At 68.5% G+C, this 22,757-nt stretch carries 23 protein-coding genes and 3 pseudogenes; 15 read left to right on the top strand and 11 right to left on the bottom strand.

Going from position 1 to position 22,757, the window contains the following annotated elements; translation table 11 throughout:
* Positions 1-24: 24 nt before the first annotated feature.
* Positions 25-511: pseudogene (locus C6376_RS45520) on the bottom strand (transposase); the annotation flags it as partial.
* Positions 512-717: 206 nt separating this feature from the next.
* A complete protein-coding gene (locus C6376_RS28190) occupies positions 718-915 on the bottom strand; it encodes a hypothetical protein (RefSeq protein ID WP_107445997.1) in 198 nt (65 codons plus the stop codon).
* 171 nt (positions 916-1,086) lie between these two features.
* On the opposite strand from C6376_RS28190, the gene C6376_RS28185 reads away from it, so the two are divergent.
* From C6376_RS28185 to C6376_RS28160, 6 genes and pseudogenes are all read left to right on the top strand, one after another.
* On the top strand, positions 1,087-3,279 hold the full coding sequence (locus C6376_RS28185; protein ID WP_107445996.1) for a SpoIIE family protein phosphatase: 2,193 nt from the start codon (positions 1,087-1,089) through the stop codon (positions 3,277-3,279).
* A gap of 59 nt (positions 3,280-3,338) precedes the next feature.
* Positions 3,339-3,644, top strand: a pseudogene (locus C6376_RS28180) (transposase); the annotation flags it as partial.
* Positions 3,645-4,155: 511 nt separating this feature from the next.
* Positions 4,156-4,869, top strand: coding sequence for a hypothetical protein (locus tag C6376_RS28175; RefSeq protein ID WP_173985749.1), 714 nt, complete (start codon positions 4,156-4,158; stop codon positions 4,867-4,869).
* A gap of 121 nt (positions 4,870-4,990) precedes the next feature.
* The gene (locus C6376_RS28170; protein ID WP_254076087.1) at positions 4,991-5,605 is read left to right on the top strand and encodes an ISAs1 family transposase; all 615 of its coding nucleotides are present in this window, start codon (positions 4,991-4,993) and stop codon (positions 5,603-5,605) included.
* A gap of 751 nt (positions 5,606-6,356) precedes the next feature.
* Positions 6,357-6,884 (top strand): hypothetical protein, encoded by a 528-nt coding sequence (locus C6376_RS28165; RefSeq protein WP_107445995.1) that lies wholly within the window; start codon positions 6,357-6,359, stop codon positions 6,882-6,884.
* Positions 6,885-6,923: 39 nt separating this feature from the next.
* Complete coding sequence (locus C6376_RS28160) at positions 6,924-7,907, top strand: peptidase (protein ID WP_254076086.1); 984 nt, start codon at positions 6,924-6,926, stop codon at positions 7,905-7,907.
* An 87-nt stretch (positions 7,908-7,994) separates the two neighbouring features.
* Here C6376_RS28160 and C6376_RS28155 read toward each other — a convergent pair whose 3' ends face one another.
* A complete protein-coding gene (locus C6376_RS28155) occupies positions 7,995-8,369 on the bottom strand; it encodes a hypothetical protein (protein ID WP_159083273.1) in 375 nt (124 codons plus the stop codon).
* A gap of 100 nt (positions 8,370-8,469) precedes the next feature.
* Here C6376_RS28155 and C6376_RS43945 point away from each other — a divergent pair, with 100 nt between their 5' ends.
* Positions 8,470-8,616, top strand: coding sequence for a hypothetical protein (locus C6376_RS43945; RefSeq protein WP_159083272.1), 147 nt, complete (start codon positions 8,470-8,472; stop codon positions 8,614-8,616).
* A 46-nt stretch (positions 8,617-8,662) separates the two neighbouring features.
* Here C6376_RS43945 and C6376_RS28150 read toward each other — a convergent pair whose 3' ends face one another.
* Entirely contained in the window at positions 8,663-9,805 is a 1,143-nt protein-coding gene (locus tag C6376_RS28150) for a VCBS repeat-containing protein (protein ID WP_107445993.1), read from the bottom strand.
* A 500-nt stretch (positions 9,806-10,305) separates the two neighbouring features.
* Between C6376_RS28150 and C6376_RS28145 the strand changes: the two genes are divergently transcribed.
* Positions 10,306-10,575 carry a hypothetical protein gene (locus C6376_RS28145; protein ID WP_254076085.1) on the top strand — a complete coding sequence of 90 codons (270 nt, stop codon included), beginning with the start codon at positions 10,306-10,308 and terminating at the stop codon, positions 10,573-10,575.
* A 372-nt stretch (positions 10,576-10,947) separates the two neighbouring features.
* On the opposite strand, the gene C6376_RS28140 is transcribed toward C6376_RS28145, so the two are convergent.
* From C6376_RS28140 to C6376_RS44535, 3 genes are all read right to left on the bottom strand, one after another.
* Entirely contained in the window at positions 10,948-11,325 is a 378-nt protein-coding gene (locus C6376_RS28140) for a hypothetical protein (RefSeq protein WP_107445992.1), read from the bottom strand.
* Complete coding sequence (locus tag C6376_RS28135) at positions 11,322-11,690, bottom strand: hypothetical protein (RefSeq protein WP_107445991.1); 369 nt, start codon at positions 11,688-11,690, stop codon at positions 11,322-11,324. The genes C6376_RS28140 and C6376_RS28135 overlap by 4 nt, the downstream gene beginning before the upstream one ends.
* A gap of 534 nt (positions 11,691-12,224) precedes the next feature.
* Positions 12,225-12,488, bottom strand: coding sequence for a hypothetical protein (locus tag C6376_RS44535; protein ID WP_173985748.1), 264 nt, complete (start codon positions 12,486-12,488; stop codon positions 12,225-12,227).
* An 88-nt stretch (positions 12,489-12,576) separates the two neighbouring features.
* Here C6376_RS44535 and C6376_RS28130 point away from each other — a divergent pair.
* Positions 12,577-12,899, top strand: a pseudogene (locus C6376_RS28130) (conjugal transfer protein TraA); the annotation flags it as partial.
* A gap of 24 nt (positions 12,900-12,923) precedes the next feature.
* Here the strand turns inward: C6376_RS28130 and C6376_RS28125 are convergent.
* Entirely contained in the window at positions 12,924-13,247 is a 324-nt protein-coding gene (locus tag C6376_RS28125; protein ID WP_159083271.1) for a hypothetical protein, read from the bottom strand.
* 192 nt (positions 13,248-13,439) lie between these two features.
* Positions 13,440-14,828: an MFS transporter gene (locus C6376_RS28120; protein ID WP_107445989.1), complete on the bottom strand. Its 1,389-nt coding sequence runs from the start codon at positions 14,826-14,828 to the stop codon at positions 13,440-13,442.
* Positions 14,829-14,953: 125 nt separating this feature from the next.
* On the opposite strand from C6376_RS28120, the gene C6376_RS28115 reads away from it, so the two are divergent.
* Positions 14,954-15,589: a helix-turn-helix domain-containing protein gene (locus C6376_RS28115; RefSeq protein ID WP_107445988.1), complete on the top strand. Its 636-nt coding sequence runs from the start codon at positions 14,954-14,956 to the stop codon at positions 15,587-15,589.
* A 157-nt stretch (positions 15,590-15,746) separates the two neighbouring features.
* On the opposite strand, the gene C6376_RS28110 is transcribed toward C6376_RS28115, so the two are convergent.
* Both C6376_RS28110 and C6376_RS28105 read right to left on the bottom strand, forming a co-directional pair.
* Positions 15,747-16,439 (bottom strand): hypothetical protein, encoded by a 693-nt coding sequence (locus C6376_RS28110; RefSeq protein WP_107445987.1) that lies wholly within the window; start codon positions 16,437-16,439, stop codon positions 15,747-15,749.
* A gap of 315 nt (positions 16,440-16,754) precedes the next feature.
* Positions 16,755-17,729: a YafY family protein gene (locus C6376_RS28105; protein ID WP_107445986.1), complete on the bottom strand. Its 975-nt coding sequence runs from the start codon at positions 17,727-17,729 to the stop codon at positions 16,755-16,757.
* Positions 17,730-17,825: 96 nt separating this feature from the next.
* On the opposite strand from C6376_RS28105, the gene C6376_RS28100 reads away from it, so the two are divergent.
* From C6376_RS28100 to C6376_RS28080, 5 genes are all read left to right on the top strand, one after another.
* Positions 17,826-19,361, top strand: a complete 1,536-nt coding sequence (locus C6376_RS28100) for a carboxylesterase/lipase family protein (protein ID WP_107449235.1) — start codon at positions 17,826-17,828, stop codon at positions 19,359-19,361.
* A 166-nt stretch (positions 19,362-19,527) separates the two neighbouring features.
* The gene (locus C6376_RS28095; protein WP_107445985.1) at positions 19,528-20,493 is read left to right on the top strand and encodes an alpha/beta hydrolase; all 966 of its coding nucleotides are present in this window, start codon (positions 19,528-19,530) and stop codon (positions 20,491-20,493) included.
* A gap of 210 nt (positions 20,494-20,703) precedes the next feature.
* The gene (locus C6376_RS28090; RefSeq protein ID WP_367881055.1) at positions 20,704-20,955 is read left to right on the top strand and encodes a hypothetical protein; all 252 of its coding nucleotides are present in this window, start codon (positions 20,704-20,706) and stop codon (positions 20,953-20,955) included.
* 123 nt (positions 20,956-21,078) lie between these two features.
* Positions 21,079-21,654, top strand: coding sequence for a carboxymuconolactone decarboxylase family protein (locus C6376_RS28085; protein ID WP_107445984.1), 576 nt, complete (start codon positions 21,079-21,081; stop codon positions 21,652-21,654).
* Positions 21,651-22,523 carry an RNA polymerase sigma-70 factor gene (locus C6376_RS28080; protein ID WP_107445983.1) on the top strand — a complete coding sequence of 291 codons (873 nt, stop codon included), beginning with the start codon at positions 21,651-21,653 and terminating at the stop codon, positions 22,521-22,523. Before C6376_RS28085 ends, C6376_RS28080 begins: the two co-directional genes overlap by 4 nt.
* The last annotated feature ends 234 nt before the right edge of the window (positions 22,524-22,757 follow it).

The following is a 22,757-nucleotide window of genomic DNA, read 5'->3' as shown; positions in this document are numbered from 1 at the left end:
AAGATTCCCGACAGAGTCACCTGCGGGACGGGGGGCCTTCGCGCGGAAGTGGCGGAACCCCCGGCGGACCCGGGCCGGGGTGAGCCGACGGGGCTCGCTGGGCCGTTCCCAGGGGCGACGGAGGTCTTCGGCGAGCGGTCGGGCGAGGCGGAGTTGGGCATGGGCGGCGATGATCAGCCAGGTCCACAGGTCGGCAGGTCCACAGGTCGGCAGTGTGCGGGTCGCGGACCTTGGGGACGGTCCAGCCCAGAGTCTGCTTGAACAGCCGGAAGGTGTGTTCGAGATCGAATCTGCGGAGGAATGCCTGCCAGCGCAGGTCGATGTCCTCGCCGGTCATCGAGGTGCGTGAGGACCACAGCCAGACCGGTTTCGGGTCGCGGTCGCCGGGCAGGTGATCCACCTTCAGCCGGATCAACGTGCCGTGGATCAAAGGGAGTTCGCCGCAGTGGTCGAGCCAGGGTCCACGGACGGTCAGGCGGGGGTGCATCCGGTCCCAGGCGAGGGCTTCGGCCCGGCGTGCCTGGTCGGCCGGGTGCGAACGCCAAGGTCCAGGTCAACCGGGCATCTCTCCCGCCGGACGCCGACCTCCGTGCGGCCTACGCGCAATCGCTCACATGGCCGGGATTCCAGGAGCGTGTGCCGCGATTCGGTCAGATCGTCGCGGAAAAGGGTCCCGAGTTCGCGGCTCCGCATGGGTGCATTCCTCGGCCTCGTCAATCAGCAGTCGTAATCCTCCCGCTCACGATGGCACCACGACGGCAGGCACGGCTGCCTTCCCGGCAGGCCCACCCATCGCAAGATGTCCGACGCGTTGCCTGCCTGCGGCATCTCGGCGCCATCCAGCAGCCCGTCCTGGTCGCGCATTGCGACGCACACCTTGGTCCCCACCCAGAACTCCTGCACGGTGTGCAGCATCGCCAACGGTTACGACGAACCCATCCCCCATGGCAGACGACCCCGGCATCGAAACCCTGCACCATGTCTCCGCGCTGGTCACACCCCATGAGCGTCGGCTGGAAGGCGGCGGGCGAGCGCGCGGGCTCCGCAGGCACTGCCCGTCAGCCAGGGTAGGGGTACCTTGTGCCTATGGGTACTGACACCCATGCCTTCCTCAGCGATCTCGCTCGGGGCCTGACACCCCGAGCGGATCAGATAGCCCATGTAATACTGCAGCACCTACGCAGCGAGCTTCCCGAAGTATGGAAATACGAGGACATTGCCGCCGTGGCGCCAGTGGCGTTGTCTGAACACATCGCAGCCAGTCTGAATTTCCTTGAGCGCGGCCTCGACATGGCTGAGGTCAGGACACCGCCCGCCGCCATCGAGTTCGCCGGCCGACTCGCTGAGCACGGGGTGCCGATCAGCCAGCTCCTTCGCGTCTACCGGCTCGTCCACGCGGATCTGCTGGATCAGCTCTATACGGAAACAGCCCGTGCCGCCGGGTCCCAGGAGCTGATCAACGCGACGACCGTCACCCTGAGCGCGATGGCCTTCGAGTACGTCGATCGCACGTCGCAACAGACTGTCGCCGCTTACCAGAGGGAACGCGACCGCTGGCTGCAGAAGCGGCTGACCGTGATCAACGAGGCGGGAACACGGATCGGGACCACCCTGGACACCACCCGTACCGCGCAGGAACTGACGGATGTCGGTGCCGACCACCTCGCGGACCTCGTCATCGTCGACCTTCTTTCCTCCGCTCTCCAGGAAGAGGAGACAAATGCGGCAGCCGGTCCGGCGACGCTCCGCCGAATCGCCCAGGCGGTCTCACACGGCTGTCCCGCCCCGGCACTCGGCACAGGACAGACACACACCTATCCGGATGGCTCGGAGCCGGCTCACGTCCTGGCCACCGGACAGCCCCTCCGGCTCGCCCTCACCGCCGACGACGTCCCCGCCTGGCTGGCAATGTCAACAGACCACGCGCGCTCCCTGCGCGCTCTGGGCCTGCACTCCTTGCTCCTGGTCCCGCTGCGGGCTCGCGGAAACGCGCTAGGACTCGCCCAGTTCGTCCGCCGTCGCCCGGCGGACCCGTTCGATGACGACGAGCTGCTGCTGGCCCAGGAGATCGCGTCCAGAGCAGCGGTGAACATCGACAATGCCCGCCGCTACACCCAGGAGCGCTCCACCGCGCTCACCCTCCAGCGCAGCCTCCTGCCGCACCACATGCCGCAGGACACCTCCGTAGAGACCGCCTCGCGCTACCTGCCCAGCGGATCACGAGCGGGCGTGGGGGGCGACTGGTTCGACGTGATACCGCTCTCCGGAGCCCGCGTCGCCCTCGTCGTGGGCGACGTGATCGGTCATGGCCTGCATGCCGCGGCCACCATGGGCAGACTGCGGACAGCCGTCCGCACGCTGGCAGACATCGACTTGCCCCCCGACGAACTGCTGACCCATCTCGACGACGTGGTCATCCGCCTGCAGCATGAAGAGGAAAGGGACACGGACGAGATCAGCGCCACCTGCCTGTACGCGATCCACGACCCCGTATCCCGCACCTGCTCCCTGGCCAGCGCCCGACACCTTCCGCCGGCCGTGGCGACTCCCCCGGCCGCCGACGGCACCGGCCCCGCCGCCCGCGCGGTCGACTTCCCGGAGCTGCCGATCGGCCCGCCCCTGGGTCTGGGCGGACTCCCCTTCGAATCCGCCCGGTTCGAACTGCCACCAGGCAGCCGGCTGGTTCTGTACACCGATGGCCTCGTCCAGAGCCGCTCTCGTGATGTCGAGGCTGCCCTCGCCCTGCTGCGCGACGTTCTTACCCAAGCACCGGCGTCGCTCGAGGAGACCTGCGACGAACTGCTGTCCGCGCTGCTGCCCAGCCGCCCCGCCGACGACGTCGCACTCCTTGTGGCACAGACCAGAGCTCTTGACGCCGATCACGTCGCCGCATGGGACCTGCCCAGCGACCCGGCAGTCGTCTCCAAAGCCCGCATCCATGCATCCGATCAGCTGACCGTCTGGGGGCTGGGAGAACTGGCCTTCACCACCGAACTCGTGGTCAGCGAGCTGGTGACGAACGCCATCCGCTACGGCAAGAGCCCGATACAGCTACGGATGATCCTTCAGTCCGCTTTGACGTGCGAAGTGTCCGACGCCAGCAGCACCGCCCCGCATCTGCGCCGCGCCCGGGTCTTCGACGAGGGCGGGCGCGGCCTGCTCCTCGTTGCCCAGCTCACCGAACACTGGGGTACACGGCACCACCGCGAAGGCAAGGTCATCTGGGCGGAGCAGCAGATTCCAGCTTTCCTGGGCGAGACTTCATCCGCTGCGCAGTGAGGTTTTGCGCGACGGGAAACCGGCAATGGCTCGCGTCGACGCCGACGCGAGACTCGCGTATCGGGTCGTACCCGCATGTCCGCGTTGAGGGCAGCGGTCGTGGAGTGGTCTCGCAGGCCGGGGCGGTGCTGCTGGTGGAAACGGTCCGCAAGACGGGTCTGGATACTGCGATATCGGCGGCTCTGGCGCCCTGGCGCAAGCCGCGGGCGCTGCACGATCCCGGCAAGATCCTGCTGGATGTGGCGCTCGCGGTCGCTCTCGGCGGCGACTGCCTGGCCGACGTCGGGATGCTGCGGGCCGAGCCGGCCGTGTTCGGGCCGGCGGCCTCGGACCCGACAGTCTCCCGGCTGATCGACACGCTCGCAGCGGGCGGCCAACGCACCTTGAACGCGGGGTCAAGGCCCAACCAACTCAGGCACTGAAGAGATGTTCAGTTGATCGTGCGGGCGGCACGGACGTGCCCCGCCCCCGTCAGCTCTGGTTACGAGCCGGGCGCACGATGCAGGGTCCTGAGGTGGCCCGTCGCTCAGGCGTCGGCTGCTCGATAGAGCCACCTGGTGGACACGCACGGGGCCGATCCAGTTCAGAGAAGTGACCAGGCCAAACGAGATGGCGCCGCTCCAAATGGTTCGGGGCTTGGCAGACCTCCGCCGCGTGTAGCCCCGAGCACCACCAGCCTAGGAGCACCCACCCCGGCCCGCACCCGCCGTGACCCAGGGCGTCGGCGTAGTCGTCGGGCATCCGTTTTCGTGATCACGTGAGCTGAAGGAGGGCGAGCGGACGGTTCCCTGCCCACGGACGTACGCCTCGGAGCTGTTGCGTCTGCCAGCACCGTCAGGTGGAGCGAGCCGACTGTGTTGGGGGATGATCTCCTGCGTGGCTGAAGAGGCAGGTACTGGTGCGGACGACGCTTGTCTATGGGATGAGCGACTGAGCTGGGCATTCGGACTGATAGCGGATGATCCGGCTGCGAGGACCGCAGCGCTTGCCCATCTGGCTGAGGCACGGAGGCAGGTCGAGGACGCGCGCGGTCGGTTCAACGAGACGTGGCGGCTGACGCGGCCCCTGGGAGCGGACGAGCAGTACCGGGAGCCGGCCTTCCTCAAGGCGCGTCGGAGGTATCAGCAGGCGCAGAGACGTTCGCTGCCCGACGGGCTGTGGGATCGCCCTGCGAGCGAGGATCTGGCCACTTGGCAGGGGTTGCCCTACGCGTTGCTCTTCCTGGAGTGGGAAGCGAGATTCCCGCAGGACTGGACGCAGCATGCGAAGGCGTGGAGTACGAAGGAGAGCCTGATCCGGGAGGTGGCCCGTGCTCGCCAGGAGGAGGCGATCAAGGCGAAGCTCACCGACCTGGTCGAGATCGTCGTCCACCGTGTGTATCGCTGCAAGGACCGCGAGTACGTGCGGGTTGCCCAGGCTGTCGACAGCGCTGACCTGCGCGGCAGGCTCGATCGGGCAGCCGATTCCGACAGTCCGTGGACCCGGAGCCATGCAGGGTATGTGCTCTGGCTCCTTGACCGCCCTGACCTGCCGAATACCCGTCATGTCTGGCAGACCTGGGTGGCAGGCAAGGCTGCGGCGTTGATGTGACCTGAGGACGATGCCGGGAAGGTCCCGTGATCATGGAGTGTCTACGCCTTCGTGACCTGCCTGGAAGTCCCTGCGCGGCGCGGCTAAGGCTCGGGGGCGGAAGATCCACCTGCTTGCTGCGGTGGAGCACAACACCGGGCTCGTCCTGGCTCAGCTCGACGTCGGCGAGAAGACCGGGGAGACGAGGCGCTTCCAGCCGCTGCTGGACAACGTCGCCGACCTGGCCGGAACCGTGGTCATCAGCGACGCGCTCCACACGCAACGCGAGCATGCCGCCTACCTCCTGGGCCGCCGGGCCCACTACATCGCTATCGTCAAGGGCAACCAGAAGAACCTGCGTAGGCAGCTGAAGTCCCGGCCCTGGAAGGACATCCCGCTCCCAGGCCGTACCCACGGTACAGGCCACGGCCGCGCCGAGATCCGTCGCATCAAGGTCGCCACCGCGGGCAACCTGCGCTTCCCCGGCGCCCGCCAGGCCGTGCAGATCAAGCGCCGACGAACCGACCGTAAGACCGGCAAGACCACCCTCACCACCGTCTACGCGGTCACCAGCCTGACCGCCGAGCAGGGCACTCCCGCCCAGCTCGCGAAGCTCATCCGCGGCCACTGGAAGATCGAAGTCCTGCACCACGCCCGCGACACCACCTTCGCCGAGGACGCCTCCCAACTGCGGACGGCAACGCACCCCGCGCCATGGCGACCTGGCGCAACCTTGCCGTCGGCGCCCTGCGAATGAGCGGCGTGAAGAACATCGCCTCCGGCCTCCGCCAGAACGCGCGCGACGCCCGCCGACCCCTCGCGCTCCTCGGCCTCGCGTGATCACGAAACGGACGCCCGACCGACTACGCCGAAGCCCTGCGCCGTGACCCGGGACATCTACGCGGGGCTAGCCAATCGTCCGTGAGCCGATCAGTGGTCCTACTGGCGCACCACTGGAATGACGGCCTTCTCCCAGCCCTTCGTCTCGTCACTGGACCAGCTCCCTACAACGGTCACGGGCCGGGGAATGTGGAGGATGGCGTTCTTGGCGTCGTTGAGCCCCTGATTGGTCAGGCGTTCCAGCAGCTTGATTGCCTAATAGCAAGTGGTGGCGGGCCTCAACAGCATGCACGCCACCACGAGCAGGGGCTGCGTGCCGCTCTATGCGGAGGTGTCAGTAAACCCGGCCGGCCGGAGACATCGCAGTCTCATGCTCGAGCGTCTCGAGAAGCATCCGCGTGGGGCCGGAGGCGATCGGGGACATCGCGCGGACGCTCGGAGCGTGACCTCCGCCCGGTGGTGAGTGCTTGGGTCCCGAACCCCTTCGGCAACGAAACCGAACGGCTGGACGGGCCCGTCGCCGCGGCGTGAGCGAGATGTGCAACCGGGGTGGGCTGACCGGTCTGTTCGGCTACTGCAACGGCGTGATCGGCGGGTGCCCGCCGGGCTCCTGCGGCCTGAGTGGACAAATATCGTCGTACTAGTGATCATGCCTTTGAGGAGTGAGAATGCGCGTTCGTAACGCTGCGATTGCCTCCGCCATGGTGATCGGTGCGATGGTGACGACGTCCCCCCGTGCGACGGCTGCCGACACGACCACCACGTTCACCGTGACCGCGACGACGGGGCTGACCATCAGCGCGCCCGGGAGCGCCAACCTGTCCTCGGCCGCGCCCGGCGGGACGGCGTCCGGCTCACTCGGCAATGTCACGGTCAACGACCAGCGTTCCCAGTTGAGCACCACCTGGACCGCGACGGTCGAGCTGACCACTGTCTTCACGACGGGCAGCGGCTCGGCTTCCGAGACGATCTCGGGGGCCCAGGTGACGTACACGCCGGGGAACCCCATCACTGAGACCAACCCTCCGCACACTCCGGGAACCGCCGGAACCCTGGCCGCGCAGCGCACGGCGTATTCCAGGGGCACTGGTGACGGCGCCAACTCGGTCACATGGAACCCGTCGGTATCTGTGGACGTGCCCGCGAGCAATGTGTCCGGCACCTACACCGGCGTCATCACTCATTCGGTGTCCTGAGTGTCCGAAGGCGTGCGAAAAGGCAGGTCGGTCCGATTCATGGGCGCGGCTGCGGCCGCGCTCGCTCTGCTGCTCCCGGGGATGCCGCGATCCGCTGCGGCGACGGCGAGCGACGGTTCGGCCGATCCCGGATACATCGGTTTCCGTCTCCTCGAAGCCCCGGTCGTCCGTCGTGACGACCCTCGTGCGTTGAAGTACATCGTCGACCATCTGAAACCGGGAACTGTCATCGAGCGCCGGTTCGAGGTTGACAACCAGACCGCCACCGGGCGCAAGGTGCAGCTGTACCCGGGCGCGGCGAAGATCGCGGACAACGCGTTCGTCTTCGCCGAGGGCCGGACGCCCAACGAACTGACCAGGTGGACCAGGGTCAAGCCGTCCGCCCTCACTCTCGGACCGTGGGAGAAACGGGAGGCGAAGGTCACGATCACGGTTCCCGATACGGCGACGCCCGGAGAGCGCTATGCGGTGGTGTGGGCGGAGAGCGGAACTCCACCCGACGAGCATCACAACATCGGCTCGATCATGCGCGTGGGAACGCGGGTGTACCTGGACGTTAGCAACAGCGGTGAGTACGCGGACTTCCGGATCCAGAAGATCATCGCCGTGCGCGACAAGGACGGGAGGCCGAGTGTCGTCGCCCGTGTCCGCAACACGGGCAAGCGGGCCCTTGATCTGAGAGGGAAGCTGCACATCGGGGAGGGTCCCGGCGGGCTGGACGCGGGGACGCATCCGGTCACCGAGGGCATCACCCTGCCACCGGGAGGCTCGGGAACCGTCAAAGTGGAGGGGCTCGAAAGGAGTCTGCCCGCCGGGCCCTGGAAAGTGCGGTTGGAGCTGGAGAGCGGAATGGTGCGGCACAGCCTCTCCGCGCGCCTGACCTTCCCGAAACCGGGGGGCATCTCCGCCGCGTGGATCATGAGCTCGTCAACCCGCCCCTACTGGTACGCCGGGGCAGGTTTTCTGGCTCTGAGCGGTGCCGTTCTGATGTTCGTCAGGTCCCGGTCCCGACGGATCGCTTGAATGTACGAGTGAAGAGAGGATCTTCCCTTGCCGAACGGGTGAACACGGCCCGACTCCGGTGCCGAAAGCCACAGGGGGTTCCTTTTTTCATTCAGTATGAAAATGGCCATTCAGCGGACTATCGGAAGGAGCATGGGTGGGATCGCGATCCCTCTCATGGCCCCGCCTCTCTTTGCGGATCGGGACCGGCGGAGCACTGTGCGCGAGTTTCCTGGTGCTGCCTCCAGAGACAGCGGCCAGCACCATGACGGTCTCGGCGGTCTTCGCGGTCCCCCAGGCCGTATTGGCGCCCCCCGTGATCACCGTGCCGTCCCCGACCAATATGGGGACGGTACGGGCCGGCGCGACATTGAGCGTGGCACTCGGATCGGTAAGGGTGACCAGCAGCGGCAACAAGAGCTGGACGGCGACGGTTTCGGCGACCAGCTTCAAAACGGGGAGCGGCTCGGCCTCGGAGACCATCCCGCAGAGCAATCTGAGGTACTGGTCCGGCCCCCTCGTGACGAAGTCCGGCCCGGGAACCTTCACCTCCGGCCAGCCCAGCTCGAGTTACTCGGTAGCAATGGACGCCTCCCGCACCGCCTTCTCGTACAGTTCGACCCTGACGGTCAGCAGCTCCGTGACCTGGCAACCGACGCTGAGGGTGTCGGTGCCCGCCACCGCGGTGACAGGCACCTACACCGGCAAGGTCACGCATTCGGTCGCCTAGCGGTCGGATGCGGCCTGCGTCTTGCGGTTCATTCCAGTGGTGTGGCTCAGGGAGTGGTGTTGAGCAGGACCGACACCTCGTCTGTGTCGTAGACGGCGGCCGTCGCGTCCGGCAGCGAATCCTCGTCGAAGTCCCCCACTGCGACGGAGAACGCCGAGGCGGGGACGCCGAAGTCGGACCTGGTGCCGAAGGTGCCGTTACCGTTGCCCGGCAACACCGACACCGATCCGTCACCGTTCGCGGTCGCGAGATCAACGGCCGAATCACTGTCGAAGTCCGCCAGCTCCACCGAGAGGGGCGACGAGTCGGTCACGTAGTCGGCCTTGGCGTCGAGTGTGCCGTCGCCGTTGCCCAACAGCACCGACACCGTGCTGTCCTCCAGGTTGGCGATCGCCAGGTCGGCGTTGGTGTCCCCGTCGAAGTCCTCCGTCACGACCAGACCGGGCTGAGCCCCCGTCGCGTAGTCGACATGGGTGTCGAAGGTGCCGTCACCGTTGCCCAGGAGAACCGACACCGTGTTGTCACCGACGTTGGTGACGGCCAGGTCGGCATTGTCGTCCTCGTCGAAGTCGGCCACCTCGATCCCGTAGGTCCAGGTTCCCGCTCCATAGTCGACGTGGGTGTCGAAGGTGCCGTCACCGTTGCCCAGGAGGATCGACACCGTGCCGTCCATGACGTTGGTGACGGCCAGGTCGGCGTTGGTGTCCTCGTCGAAGTCGGCCACCGCCACGGTGTACGGATACGCTCCCACGCCGTAGTCGACGTGGGTGTCGAAGGTGCCGTCACCGTTGCCGAGCAGAACCGACACCGAGTTGTCGTCAGCGTTGGCCGAGACCAGGTCGACGTGGCCGTCCTCGTCGACATCAGCCGTTTCGATTCCGCTCGGGAGGCTGCCGACGGCGTAGTCGACGTGGGTGTCGAAGGTGCCGTCACCGTTGCCGAGCAGAACCGACACCGTGTTGTCGTCGAAGTCGGCCACGGCCTGGTCGAGGTGGCCGTCCTCGTCGAAGTCGGCCACCTTTATGACGACGGGGCCGCCGCCCGTGCCGTACTCGACGTGGGTCGCGAAGGTCGGGGCCCCCGCCCACGCGGTCCCCTGAGTCAGGAACAGCGCCGTGGCCAGGGCCACGACCGTGACGACATATCTGCTGCTTCGTAGGCCCATGTGGGCCTGATCATGCTGGGGCATGTTTTCCTCCTCCGCGCCGGCATACCGTTTGTCCGAGCGGCGACCCGAGAAAATGCCAAGTCGATGACTTCTACGACGTGGCGGGAATCGTGCTCGGTCGTGGGCGGCTTCAGCACGCTTCCCTGATGGGCCGTCAACGCCGGCGCAGAAAAGAACGGGCCCTTACGTGAGAAGGTCTCGATAGTCGGGAGAATTCACCCGTGAGGCACGAGAAAACACACTGAAACCACACATACGGTCTCGCCACCGATGACATACCGTCAATCCGCAGAACAACGCCATGAAGGACCAATTGGCGCATTCGGCCGTCTCGCACTGGTGGTGAGAAATCCGTCGGCGTGCGCCGGAGCCGACCGACCGCCGACAGCTCCCGCGGGGGTGGAACCGGACCCGGCCCTGCTGCTGCACGGACGACTTCACCCGGGACGCGGGCCGCCGTCTGATGGGCCAAGCCCTGCAAGGAGGGGCTGGAGTTCACGGCGGTCGTCGCCGCCACCGACATGGTCGCCGTCGGCGCGCGCACCGCCGTGCACGAGGCGGGCCTCGACGTCCCGGGGGACGTGTCCCTCGTGGGCTACGACGACATCCCGTTCGCCCGTGACCTGCGCCCCCGCCCTCATTGTGGTCCACGTCCCGTACGAGAAGCTGGGCCGTTTCGCCGTCCGTACGGCACTGGGCAGACGCGCGGACGCCCGGCGGAGTACCTGTTGAGGGGGACGCATGTGGTGGTGCGCGACTCGCTGGCGCAGGGGGGCGACGACGGACGCTGAGCGCCGGACTGCGTGACCACTGTCGGCGGACGGCGCCGGAGCGACGGGCCGCCGTACCACTGACCGCAGTTCCGTACCGCGCGTGGGCGAGCCGTCGGCCCGGTCCGACGCGGGTGCGGATTCCTCCTCGGGGCCGAGGGCGCGGGTGGCCTCGGCCGCGGACCGCACGACGAGCTCGGGGTCTCGCAGGCCGTGCGCGGTATACGGGTCGTCCAGGGCCTCCGGGCTGCCGTCCAGTACGGCCGATCCTGGCCCGGTTCGGCCGTCTGCTGCGCCGACCTGGAGGCCGGGTCGGGGGGTTCGTTCCACGGGTTCCGGTGGTCGTCGGGGTCGCTGCCGAGCTGAAGGCTGATCAGATGGGATGTGACGGCGTCAGCGGTGTGGGCCGCGGCGTGGGTGCACGTCGACTCCGATGCCGGGCACCCACAGTTCGCCGTTGTCGCCCGCGCTGATGTCCCAGGCGGTGACTTCGTCTGGGCACACGGTGCCGCGGGCGCGCAGATCGGTGACGATCATGCGTGCGAGCGTGGCGGGCGCGGTCGGGTCCGTTTCGGGCAGTCTGGTGCGCCAACGACCCACCTCGTCCAGGTCCTGCCAGCCTCTGGCGCGCATCTGCGTGGCACGTTCGGTTGTCTGCTCGTGGTCGCGGTCGTCGATGGAGGCGTAGAACTCACGGTTCGTCTTCGATGGCTCGTAGGAGACGATCATGGTGCGTCCCCAGTCGCGTGACGCCCAGAGCTTGAAGCTCACCCAGTCGCCGGGAGCTTGAAGGGCATGTGCTCCGCCCAGGAGGCGATAATCCCCGCCAGATGCTCCTCGGCCTGTGCCCAGCCGTTGGCCGCGGCATGTCCGTTGAAGGTCCAGCCATGGTCATGGCCGGGGCCGTGGCGGTCCAGCTGCCACGTGTAGGGCAGGTCGCCCGAGTCGAGACGGGAGAACTCTGCCTGGACGAACGCTTTCGCCTCGTGCGCGGACAGAACCACCTCACTGTGGTCGCCGGACAGCAGCAGGATCCGCTCGCTTCTGCTCCACCGCACACTCGGGCCGTGTGCGGTGCCACCCAGCAGCTTGGGCGGCCCGATGCGCGCCACGCTGGCCTCGTAGAGGGGCCGCAAGGCATCACGGCATTCGATCAGGCTGCTCGCCCGCCGTGAGTCAGAACCGTGAACCGCCGATCCAGATCGGCATCGTCGTCAGTGAGAAGCCTTTGCGCCAGGTCCGCCACATCATGGCGGACCATCCCCGTGCCCGGACAACGCCGCTTCACCACTACGCGTTGCGTGAGCTGGTCGCGTACGAAGACGACCGATCGGCCCGTTGCGGTGCTGGCACAAGTGACCGTCCCCAGGACCAGAAAGGACGCCGCTCCAAGCGCCGACAAACTCGCCGCTCACCGGACTGGGGAATGGGCACAACGAGGTTAACCGGCACTCCGGAGCAGATCCTCGAACACCATCACGGCCAGTGGAGGCCGATGCAGCCGGTGGTCGCTCTCCCCCGAGGACGGGTGGACAGGACAGGGGAAGGGTGCGGTGACAACTCGGCCATGATGGCGACGCGGGGTCTTCGGCGCAGCGTGATGCACTCGTGGACACCGGCGCACCGGAATGCCGGCCAGGTCCAGAGGGCGCTGCGGACAGCGGATGCGATCACGAAACCGTCGGCGGCTTCGGGGTAGAGCGCTCAGGCGCTGTTGGGCCGGTCTCCGCGAGCGCCTGCGCTGTCACGCGGCGCAGCGAGGGGGCGGTGAGCCAGAGGTTCGTCCTGCCGGCCAGGTACGCCACCGCGCGGCCCACCCAGTCCGCGTCGCCGAGAAGATGCGGCGTGCCCTCGGCGACGAGCTGTCGTAGCAGGTACTCCAGCCGGAGGGCGTCCACCGCCCGGTACGGGCGCGCGTGCCGGTCGAAGCGCATCCGGTCGTCCTCATACGGGTGGAGACACGGCTGGCTGATCGGCGGGTACAGGAGGCCGCAGAAATGTCGCGTAAACGTGGCGTGGCTGGTGTGGGCCCGGGTACGGCCGGTGGTCGACGTCGTCCCTACCGCCGTCGACGTCACGGCCGTGGTGTACGTGATGCGCGGTGTGTTCAAGCGCCGGCACCTGCTCGCCGAAGCCCGCCGCCACCTCTCCTACGTTCTGCGCGGCCGACCGCACCAGGCGGGCCTGGACGAACGGATCGTGCAGGCGGTCGTCGACGACTGCACCCGCCCGGTCGGCGCCGGATGATGACCGTCGACCTACGCGCCCTGTACCCGAGCGACACCGAGGACCAGGCCGTACTGCGCCCGCTGGCCCGCAAGCGCACCGCGCATCCGTACGACAGGCCCTTCCCGGCGGTCGGACGCAGGTCATAGGCGGGTGCTGAGCCGGCGCACGTGCGGACCCCACTGCTTGATGTGGGCCTGCGCGATCGTCTTCGCCAACTCCGCCTCGTCCAGCCGAAACTTCTCCACCCGCGCACGGTCGGCGCAGTCACGGCAACCGCGCGGGGCGTCGCCGTGTTGCTGCGCCGCCCTGGCGATGCTGTCGTACGTCGGGACGATGTCCGCCTTGCGCCTCTCACAGATACAGGGCCACTCCGCCTTCACGCTGCTGAAGGCGGACTTGGGTCTGCAGCCGTTCCGCAGCATCAACTGCCGCGCCTCTTCCAGATCGACCGGTCGTCCCGACACCAATGTGACCGCCCCCGGTGCGTGCCCCGTAACGTCGCAGCGACTCTATGCGCAGGCACCGACATATCGTCCTGGGGCCGGGTTTCGGCCCGAGCCACTGCCAGAGCACGCACGGTGGGCGAGTCACGGGTGACGTTGGAGCGGCTGCTGTCCGTCATGAGGGTGGGCGCCGTGGCCCGTCTCGCGCCGTGCTCACCGCGCTTGCGGGTAGGCGGGGCCCGTGGTGGCCTCCTTCGGCCGTGATACGTGGGCGACGAGGAAGACCAGCACGCCACAGGTGGCGACCAGGATCCAGCCCGGGCGGGACGCGTGCGCGAGCCCCCTCGGGCTGGTGGCCGTGGCCAGGCCGCCAGCGAGAGCGATGCCGACGGCGGAGCCGAGTTGCCGTGCGGTGGAGGTGATCGCCCCGGCCACGCCGGCACGGGCAGGTGGCAGTCCATTGACCGCGGTGTTGGTGATCGGGGCGTTGGCGAACCCGAACCCGACGCCGATGAGCGAGTATGCGGCCAGAAGCAGGAGCACGCTCGTGTGTGGAGTGAGCCGGACCAGGCAAAGCCCGCCGGCCGTGATGAAACCACCGGCAAGGAGCAGCGGAAGCCGCGGTCCCGTGCGGCCGACCATGCGGCCGGACCACGGGGCGCAGACAGTCGCTCCGACGGCCAGGGGCAAGGTCGCCACTCCGGCGGCCAGCGGCGTCCATTCCCGGGTGTGCTGCAGGTAGAGGGTGTTCAGCAGCAGTGTCATGGTGAGAGCGACGAAGACCGCCACCGCGCCCAGGACGGCACCGCTGAAGACCGGGCTCCTGAAGATCCGCGGATCCATCAGCGGCTCACGTCGGCGGGACTCGACCCACACGAATCCGGCTGTCGCCACAGCAGCCCCTGCGTATCCCGCCAGCGCCGCAGGCGACGTCCAGCCGATGCGAGGCCCTTCGATCAGGACGCCGACCACGACCGCGAGGACCACGGTCAGCAGGACCTGGCCGGGCAGGTCGAGACGCCGGACCCGCGGTGCCCGGGACTCCGGCACGAACACCGCACTGAGCAGCAGAGCGGCCGCGATGACCGGTGCGTTGATCCAGAACAGCGCCCGCCAGCCGAGCCCCGCGAGCAGCGCACCGCCCGTGACGGGACCAGCGGCCATGCTCAGCCCGAACACTGACGCCCAGATGCCGATCGCCTGCGCCCGTTCCTTCGGGTCCGGCATCGCGTTCACCACGATCGCGAGCGCCACGGGGCTGAGCATCGAGGCACCGATGCCCTGCAGGGCGCGGGCCGCGATGAGTACGCCCACCGACGGGGCGAGCGCGCAGAACAGCGAGGCCGCGCCGAACACGGCCAGCCCGCACTGGAACACCCGGCGGCGTCCGAAGCGATCCGCCAGTGCGCCGGAGGAGATCAGGAGACTGGCCAGGACGAGGGTGTAGGCGTCCACGATCCACTCGAGACCGCGTGTGTCGACATCCAGGCCACGCCCGATGGCCGGCAGACCCACATTGACGATGGTGGTGTCCAGGCCCACCAGGAACATGCTCAGGCAGCAGACGGCCAGTACCGTCCAGCGTCTGCGCGCACTCAGCATGGGTTGAACAGGGGGTGTCGTCGCGGTCACGGTCTACCTCTGATGTCCGGGAACAGTGCCCGGCAAGGCTCAGCCCAAACGACAGTCGCAGCCCATCAATTTTGCGAACACTGCAAAAATGAACCATGAACACAGGAGCCAGGGATGCGGAGCTGGAACAGATTCTCGATGGCATCGGGGCCCGGCTGCGCATGCTGCGCCGGGAACGGGGGCTCACGCTCGAGGCACTCGCGGCCACGACCGGGATCTCGGTCAGCACACTGTCCCGGGTGGAATCGGGCAAACGGCGCCCGACTCTGGACCTGCTCATTCCACTGGCACGAGCCCACCACGTCGCACTCGACCAACTGGTGGCGGCGCCCGCCAGCGGTGACCCTCGGGTGCACCTCCGGCCCGTGCGCAAGGAGCGCGGCAGCGTCCTCGTACCCCTGACGCAGTACCCGGGCCGAGTGCAGGTCTTCAAGCAGGTACTGACCCCCCGCCGGCCGGAACTGGTCACCCACGAGGGCTACGAATGGCTCTATGTCCTCGCCGGTCGGCTACGCCTCATCCTCGGGGCGCAGGACTTCACGCTGCGGCCCGGCGAAGTGGCCGAGTTCGACACCACCGAGCCCCACTGGTTCGGCCCCGCGGACACGAGCACTGTGGAGATCCTGCACCTGTTCGGTCCACGAGGAGACCAAGCCATCGTCCGCACCAGACCGTCCACAACGGATCTCGCCCCGCCGACCGCCCCCAACCCACCGTCAACAACGTCATGACCCGCAACACCTAGTACTCCAGCAGTGCTTCGTAAGGCTCTGCCTCCGGCTCTGCTGGTGGTGAGGGCTCGGCCGCAGGTGGTGCAAGCGCCGGTCAAGCACATCAGGCTTATCGCACGCCGCCCGCGGCAAAGCAGTAGGTGGCCGTTTCTCGGCTTCATGCCGGTTCGAGGGGCAGACCTGAACGCTCGTGCAGGGATTCGAGTGCGGTGGGGTCCACGGCCGCGACGCGCAGAGTTTCGGTGAGGTAGGAGTAGCTGGCCACAATGCGCCTCGATGGGTCGATGAAGCTCAGCCAGTGACCGCCCTTTTGCATCTCGCGAGAGCCCAGGTAACCGAGTGCCGACTCAATGACCCCCAGTTGCCGCTCACGGATACAGCACGTGGCTTGATGTGGAAGCGACTCCACAGCCTGCATGCCAGCGACATTGATCAGGAAGGACGACAGTCTCCGGCATTCGCTGTACCACGTCCCGCCCGACTCTCTCCGGCCATGGACCCTGGGGTCGGGCCAGCCGAAATCGTCCGGGCGCATGCTCAGTCGGGCGGTCCCTCGATGATACCCGCTGAAGACCAGATGTCCGTCCTCGACGTTCAGGTCCTCTGGAGCGCTCATCCAGAAGGTGTGCTCGTGGCTGCTCATGCCCATCAGCTTCGGGTGCCGACCGGCGGCAGCGTAGTAGTCGCGCAAGGCGTCCGGCAGGCTGATGCCCAAGCGATCCACGGCAGTCGTGACTTCGGCGTCAGTGCATCCGTCCTGCGGAGTCCAAGCACCGAACGCGGTCGACATGAGTTCCTGAAGCGACTCTTCGATCATGGCAGGCCCCAAGCCGATGGGATCATCACTCACTGCGAGTGAGCGTTCCGTCCGCGATGATCATAAGTGACCTGCCCACACCCTCTGCTGTGACGACAGATTTTGCAGTACGGACGTGGCTTTGGGCCGGCTGCCGGGCTGACCAGGCACCTGGCACCTGGCACCTGGCACCTGGCACCTGGCACCTGGCACCTGGCAGCGTCAGCCGACCAGCGGCGGCTTGCTCGGCCAGTTGGAGGTGGCTCCCTTGCGGGCGAGGCATCGGGGCAGGGGGTGGTGGCGGCCCAGGCGATGAGGGATTCGGAGTGCAGTCGGCCTCCCTTGTCCAGGTCAGCGAGGGTCGGCCCTTCACCCGGATCGCGTTCCCTCGTACAGCTCCGCCAGTTCGGCTGCGACGGCGGTGAGTTCGGCGCGGGCCTCGGGCGGGTCGTAGACCTCGACGCTGGCGCCGAGGGAGAGCAGCGCGCGTATGTCGGGCAGTTCACGGAAGGCGAGCTCGGCGTGGGCCCAGTCGTCGTCCACGGGTTGGGGCGGGGCTGTCAGGTGGGAGGAGAAGAGCCGCTGGAAGATCTCCAGCTGTGCGCGGCGCACCCGGCAGCGGACCCGGATGCCGTCCGGCAGGTTCTCGAAGCGTTCGCGCAGCAGAGTCCAGACGGTGGCGAGGTCCTGGCCGGGGCGACGGCGGACGGGCTCGTCGGTGACCTCGGCAGCGTGGATGCGGTCGGCGCGGAACAGCCGGGGTTCCTCCTCCCGGTCGGCGACCAGGTACCAGATGCCGGCCTTGCTGACCAGCCCGTACGGGTCGACGGTGTGACTGCGCGGGGTGCGGGCGTCGCCGCTGCGGTAGATCAACGTCAGGCGCCGGTCCGCGAAGACGGCGTGCTGCAGCTGGGCGAGGTCCGTGTCGAGGACCGTCTCCGTGCCGTGCATCCAGCGGGCCGGGTCGACGAGGATCCGCTGGCTGGTGCGCTCGGCGTCGTCGCGATGCGGGGCGGGCAGCGCGGCCATCACCTTGCGCAGGGCGGAGCCGATCGCCTCGCCCAGCCCCAGGGCCTCGTGGGTGCCCTCCGCGGCGAGCACGAACAGGGCGCGTGCCTCGTCATGGGTCAGGCCGGTGACGTCGGTGCGGTAGTTGGGCAGGAGCCGCACCCCGCCGCTGCGTCCGCGCTCCGTCCACACCGGGACGCCGGCCGCGGACAGCGCCTCGACGTCGCGGTAGACGGTGCGGACGGAGACCTCCAGCAGCTCGGCGAGCTCGACATGGGAGACGCGCCCCCGCGTCTGCAGGAGCAGCAGTATCGACAGCAGTCGGTCGGCTTTCACACGGCTGAGCCTAAATCCTGACACAGGGTGTCACGAATGGCTGGGATGCTGCCCAGGCAACGCAAACATCGCAACACGGAGAAACAGGCACAGACCATGGCAGATGCCCTCCTGGTGGACACGACCGGCGGCACCGTCCGCGGACTCACCCTCCCCGACGGCGGCCGGCTCTTCGCCGGCATTCCCTTCGCCGCACCTCCGGTGGGTGAGCTGAGGTTTCGTCCGCCGCAGCCGCCCCAGCCGTGGCAGGGCGTCCGCCCGGCCGATCGTTTCGCACCGGCCCCCGCCCAGGGCGTCTCGACCCTGATGCCGGAGGCAGGTCAGAAGTCCTCCTTCCCCACCTTCCCCACCGCCGAGATCACGGAGACCTCCGAGGACTGCCTGTACCTCAACGTGTGGACGCCCGGGACACCGTCTGAGGGAGGGCCGCTCCCGGTGATCGTGTGGATCTACGGTGGCGGCTTCGAGGCCGGCTCGGCCGCACCCCCCTACAGCGACGGCGCCTCCCTCGCCCGCCAGACCGGCGCCGTAATCGTCACCGCCGACTACCGGCTCGGGGCCCTGGGATTCCTGCACCTGGCGGACCTCGGCAGCCAATGGGCGGGATGCACGAACCTCGCCCTGCAGGACCAGATCGAGGCCCTGCGGTGGGTGCGGGACAACATCGCCGCCTTTGGTGGTGACCCGGGCAACGTCACCGTGGCGGGCCAGTCCGCGGGAGCGTTCTCCATCGGCGCGCTGCTGGCCGTCCCCACGGCGGCCGGTCTCTTTCACAAGGCGATCCTCCAGAGCGGCAGCACCTCCCGGCTCTTCGACCGGAACACCGCCACCGCCATGGCCGAGGACCTGATCACAGCCCTCGGCCTCGACGACGCCGAGGGCCTGCTGACCGTGCCCGTGCAACGGATCCTGGACCTGCAGAGCACCGTCGTCACCGGGGACATCGGCCGGCGCAACCTGCCCGGCGGCCGGTCCTGGGGCGCCGTGCTCGACGGCAACGTGCTGCCCGCCGCGCCACATCAGGCCGTCACGCAAGGGGCCGCCGCCGCGATCCCGCTGCTCATCGGCGCCACCCGCGACGAGGTGCGCGTCTTCCAGATGATCGGCGGCGACTCCTTCCGGCCCGCCGACGAGGCAGCTCTGCACGCCGAGATGCGACGTGCGGGGATCGCCGAGCCGGACAAGCTCCTCGCCTCCTACCGGCACCGCGTTCCCGAGGCCGACGACCTGGCGAACCTGCGCAGCGCCTTCCTCAGCGACGCCGTCTACCGCAGGCCGGCGACGCGCCTGGCCCAGGCGCAGGTCGCCGCAGGCGGCCGCGCCTACCACTACCTCGTGCTCGACGAACCCTGCGGCCCGGCCATGGGCGCCTTCCACGGCGTCGACCTGCTGCACGTCTTCGACAAGCTCTCCCTCGTCGGCGCAGCCACCCCCGAGCACCTGGCCGCACGCGACACCCTGGTCGGCGCATGGGCCGCGTTCGCCGCCACAGGCGACCCCGGCTGGCCCGTCTACGACGCGCACGCCACCGGCAACTCCCGGGCCGTCGGCGGCCCCCCGACCGCCGAGCAACCGATGATCACCGAGCCCCCAACGGACGACGCCACCGCGCTCTGGCCCACTGGGACCTGAGCGGCAGGCTCCGGCCCCAGTGGGCCAGAGCGGCACCGAATCCCAGGCAGCCGGCCGACCGCGCAAAAGCCGTGCCAATGCTGACGCTCGATGTCAGGTACGGGGCGAAGACCGGCTGCCGTCGCGACGATCTTGCACACGAAACCCTTCTGAGGAGCAAAGCACCATGGCCTATGCCTTCGATCCCGAGCTGGCCCAGTGGGCCGCGATGATCAACGATCTGCCCTTCGCCGACATCGTCGCAGCCCGCGACGCCGAGAAGGCGATGACGGCGAACATGCCCGTGTACGAGCCGGTCCAGCCGGTCGACGTCCACGACACCCTCGTCCCGGGGCCCGAGGGCGCGCCGCAGATACCGGTCCGGATCTATACGCCGACCGCCGCCGGGGCGGAGGGCGCCGTGCTGCCCGGGCTGGTGTACATGCACGGCGGCGGATACGTGCTCGGCACCCTGGAGTTCTGCCATTCCGACCTGCTGCGGATCGCCGACCAGGTAGGCGCCGTGGTCGTCTCGGTGGACTACCGGCTCGCCCCGGAACACACCTTCCCGGCCGGGTTGGAGGACTCCTACGCCGCACTGGTGTGGACGACCGCGCACGCGGCGGAGCTGGGCATCGACCCGGCCCGCCTCGCCGTCGGCGGCGACAGCGCGGGCGCCGGGCTCGCCACGGCCGTCACCCTGCTGGCCCGTGACCGCCGCGGCCCGGCTCTCTGCTTCCAGTACCTCGGCGTCCCCAAGCTGGACGACCGGCTGACGACGCCCTCGATGCGGGCCTTCACCGACACCCCGGTGTGGAACCGTCCCATCGCCGAGATCTGCTGGAATCACTACCTCGGCGGCGAGGAGCACCGCGGCGGCCCCGACGTCTCGCCCTACGCGGCCCCGGCGCGCGCCGGGGACGTCTCCGGGCTGCCCCGGGCGTTCGTCTACGTCTGCGAGTTCGATCCCCTGCGCGACGAAGGGCTGCACTACGCGCAGCGGCTGACGCAGGCCGGAGTCCCGACCGAGCTGCACCTCTACCCGGGGACGTTCCACGGCTCCACGGGGTTCACCATGACAGCCATCGGCCGGAAGATGGTCGGGGACGTTCTGGACGGACTCCGGCGAGGCCTGGCGCGCCGGGAACAGTGAGGCCCCCACCCGTAATCCCCAGCGCCGTGAGGTGAGGACCGTGACGCCGGGCGGGCGGGCGGGCGGGGCAGGACTACTCTCCGGGCAGGAACAGTGGTTCCTGTGCGGCGAGTTCACCGAGGCCGTTGACTTGTTGTGGCCGGAGCCGAGGAAGAGGCTTGCGCGGTCACCGGCCCCCGCACAGCGACGCTGACAGCGGTCGTCACAAAGGTGAGCCCGGGCGGCCCGGACGAACTGGGCAAGCAGGTCGGATTCAGCGTCTACGACGGTGGCAAGGACAGGGGCCGCTCCGACGACCGCGTGGGCTTCTCCTGGAACGGTGTAAACCTGCTGCCGGGCGGCGACACCGAACCTGCGGAAGCCCCCGTCGGAACCTGTATGGCCCCCGCGCCGTACGCCCCGGTAACCAAGGGCGGCTACACGGTCCGGCACGCCGAACTGCCTCCCATGCCGAAGCGCTGACACCCCCTGCCGGACGCTTCTCCGACCTTGCGGATCTCCGTGCGCGGCGGTGCCGGCGGTTGTCACAATCGCGGGCCCGGCGGTGTCTTCATGTCTGACAAGCAAACGCCCAAGGAGGACACCATGGCACTGCGCGTTCCGAAAGCCGAACTCCCCACCGAACTCAGCGAAAACATGATCAAGCAACTTGGGGCCGTGGCCGAGCCCGTCGAGGTGGTGTGGCACAGCCCCAAGGTCGCCACGTCCAACCTGGAGTTCTCCGCCAAGCTGGCCGAGTGGGACGAGGCCGACGCGAGCCTCAAGTCGTTCGCGCACATGGCAGTCGCGACGCAGGTCGGCTGCAGCTGGTGCCTCGACGTCGGCTACTTCCAGGCGCAGAACCAGAACCTGGACCCGGCCAAGGCGAGCCAGGTGCCGAGGTGGCGGGAGTCGGAGGCGTTCACCCCGCTGGAGCGGGACGTCCTCGAGTACGCCGAGGCCATGACGCACACGCCGCCGACCGTCACCGACGAAATGTACGCGAGCCTGCTCGACCGGCTCGGCCCGGCGGCGATGGTCGAGCTCACTGCGTACATCGCCTTCGTCAACATGGCGACCAGGAACAACAACGCGAACGGGATCAGCTCGCAGGGCTTCTCCGACGCGTGCGAGATTCCGCTGGCCACGCGTCCTGACACCCGCGTGGCGTCGTCGGCATGACCGAGAACGCCTTCGTCGCCCATCGCAGCCTGCTGTTCACGGTCGCCTACGAGATGCTCGGGTCGGCGGCCGATGCGGAGGACGTGGTGCAGGAGTCCTGGCTGCGGTGGGTCGACGTCGACCACTCGCAGGTGCGTGACCCACGGGCGTACCTTGTTCGGGTCGTCACACGGCAAGCGCTCAACCGCCTGCGTTCGTTGTCGCGCAGCCGCGAGGAATACGTTGGCGAGTGGCTGCCGGAGCCTGTGCTGACCAGCCCCGATGTCGCCGACGATGTCGAACTCGCGGAGAGCGTCTCGATCGCGATGCTCACCGTGCTGGAAACGCTCGGGCCGACGGAGCCGGCGGTGTTCGTGCTCCGCGAGGTCTTCGAGATGCCGTACGACGAGATCGCCGGGGCCGTCGGGAAGTCCGCGACCGCGGTCCGGCAGATCGCGCGGCGGGCACGCGAGCATGTGGCGGCTCGGCGGCCGCGGGTGCAGGTGAGCCGGTCGGAGCAACAGGCAGTGGTGGAGCGGTTCTTGGCCTCGTTGCGAACCGGGCGGTTGCAGGAGCTGATGGAGGTCATGGCACCGGACGTGGTCCTGATCGCCGACGGTGGCGGGCTTGCGGCCGCTGCTCTGGCTCCGATCCACGGGGTCGAACAGGTGGCGAAGGTGCTCGCGCGCGCGAACCGGGTGGAGGCGACCGCGCTCGACGCGACGGCCGTGTGGCTCAACGGCGCGCCCGCGGGCCGGATCGAGATCGACGGCGAGTCGGTCACGGCGCTGAGCCTCGTGGTGGAGAACGGGCAAGTCACCCGGGTCTACCTGGTGAGGAACCCCAGGAAGCTGACGCGGCTGGACGCATCGGTCGAACTCGCCAGGTGAACAATGGCTGTTGCTCTGGGTCGTGGGTGTTCCGGGCGGCGAGAACCGCCTGGAACACCCACGACCGCAGTTTGAGGACGGGTTACTGCAGCCGTCTCGGCAGGCCAGACGCCGCGCCCCGGCCGTGGCCTTCCAGCCCTTCGGGAACGGCTACGGGACGTCCACGTCCCACGCAGGCCGGCGACGCCGCGGACGTCGGCTCGCCCGGCGGGGCCGATCAGTACGCGCACTTGT

Source organism: Streptomyces sp. P3, assembly GCF_003032475.1.
Lineage (GTDB): Bacteria > Actinomycetota > Actinomycetes > Streptomycetales > Streptomycetaceae > Streptomyces.
This window is presented reverse-complemented; position numbering and strand designations above follow the sequence as displayed.

Bases quoted from the DNA above. Each gene is read 5' to 3' on its own strand.
- C6376_RS28190 (WP_107445997.1), bottom strand. From the start codon at position 915: ATGCTGCACACCGTGCAGGAGTTCTGGGTGGGGACCAAGGTGTGCGTC.
- C6376_RS28185 (WP_107445996.1), top strand. From the start codon at position 1,087: ATGGGTACTGACACCCATGCCTTCCTCAGCGATCTCGCTCGGGGCCTG.
- C6376_RS28165 (WP_107445995.1), top strand. From the start codon at position 6,357: ATGCGCGTTCGTAACGCTGCGATTGCCTCCGCCATGGTGATCGGTGCG.
- C6376_RS28160 (WP_254076086.1), top strand. From the start codon at position 6,924: ATGGGCGCGGCTGCGGCCGCGCTCGCTCTGCTGCTCCCGGGGATGCCG.
- C6376_RS28155 (WP_159083273.1), bottom strand. From the start codon at position 8,369: ATGGTCTCCGAGGCCGAGCCGCTCCCCGTTTTGAAGCTGGTCGCCGAA.
- C6376_RS43945 (WP_159083272.1), top strand. From the start codon at position 8,470: ATGGACGCCTCCCGCACCGCCTTCTCGTACAGTTCGACCCTGACGGTC.
- C6376_RS28150 (WP_107445993.1), bottom strand. From the start codon at position 9,805: ATGCCCCAGCATGATCAGGCCCACATGGGCCTACGAAGCAGCAGATAT.
- C6376_RS28145 (WP_254076085.1), top strand. From the start codon at position 10,306: ATGGTCGCCGTCGGCGCGCGCACCGCCGTGCACGAGGCGGGCCTCGAC.
- C6376_RS44535 (WP_173985748.1), bottom strand. From the start codon at position 12,488: ATGCGCTTCGACCGGCACGCGCGCCCGTACCGGGCGGTGGACGCCCTC.
- C6376_RS28120 (WP_107445989.1), bottom strand. From the start codon at position 14,828: ATGCTGAGTGCGCGCAGACGCTGGACGGTACTGGCCGTCTGCTGCCTG.
- C6376_RS28115 (WP_107445988.1), top strand. From the start codon at position 14,954: ATGAACACAGGAGCCAGGGATGCGGAGCTGGAACAGATTCTCGATGGC.
- C6376_RS28100 (WP_107449235.1), top strand. From the start codon at position 17,826: ATGGCAGATGCCCTCCTGGTGGACACGACCGGCGGCACCGTCCGCGGA.
- C6376_RS28095 (WP_107445985.1), top strand. From the start codon at position 19,528: ATGGCCTATGCCTTCGATCCCGAGCTGGCCCAGTGGGCCGCGATGATC.
- C6376_RS28085 (WP_107445984.1), top strand. From the start codon at position 21,079: ATGGCACTGCGCGTTCCGAAAGCCGAACTCCCCACCGAACTCAGCGAA.
- C6376_RS28080 (WP_107445983.1), top strand. From the start codon at position 21,651: ATGACCGAGAACGCCTTCGTCGCCCATCGCAGCCTGCTGTTCACGGTC.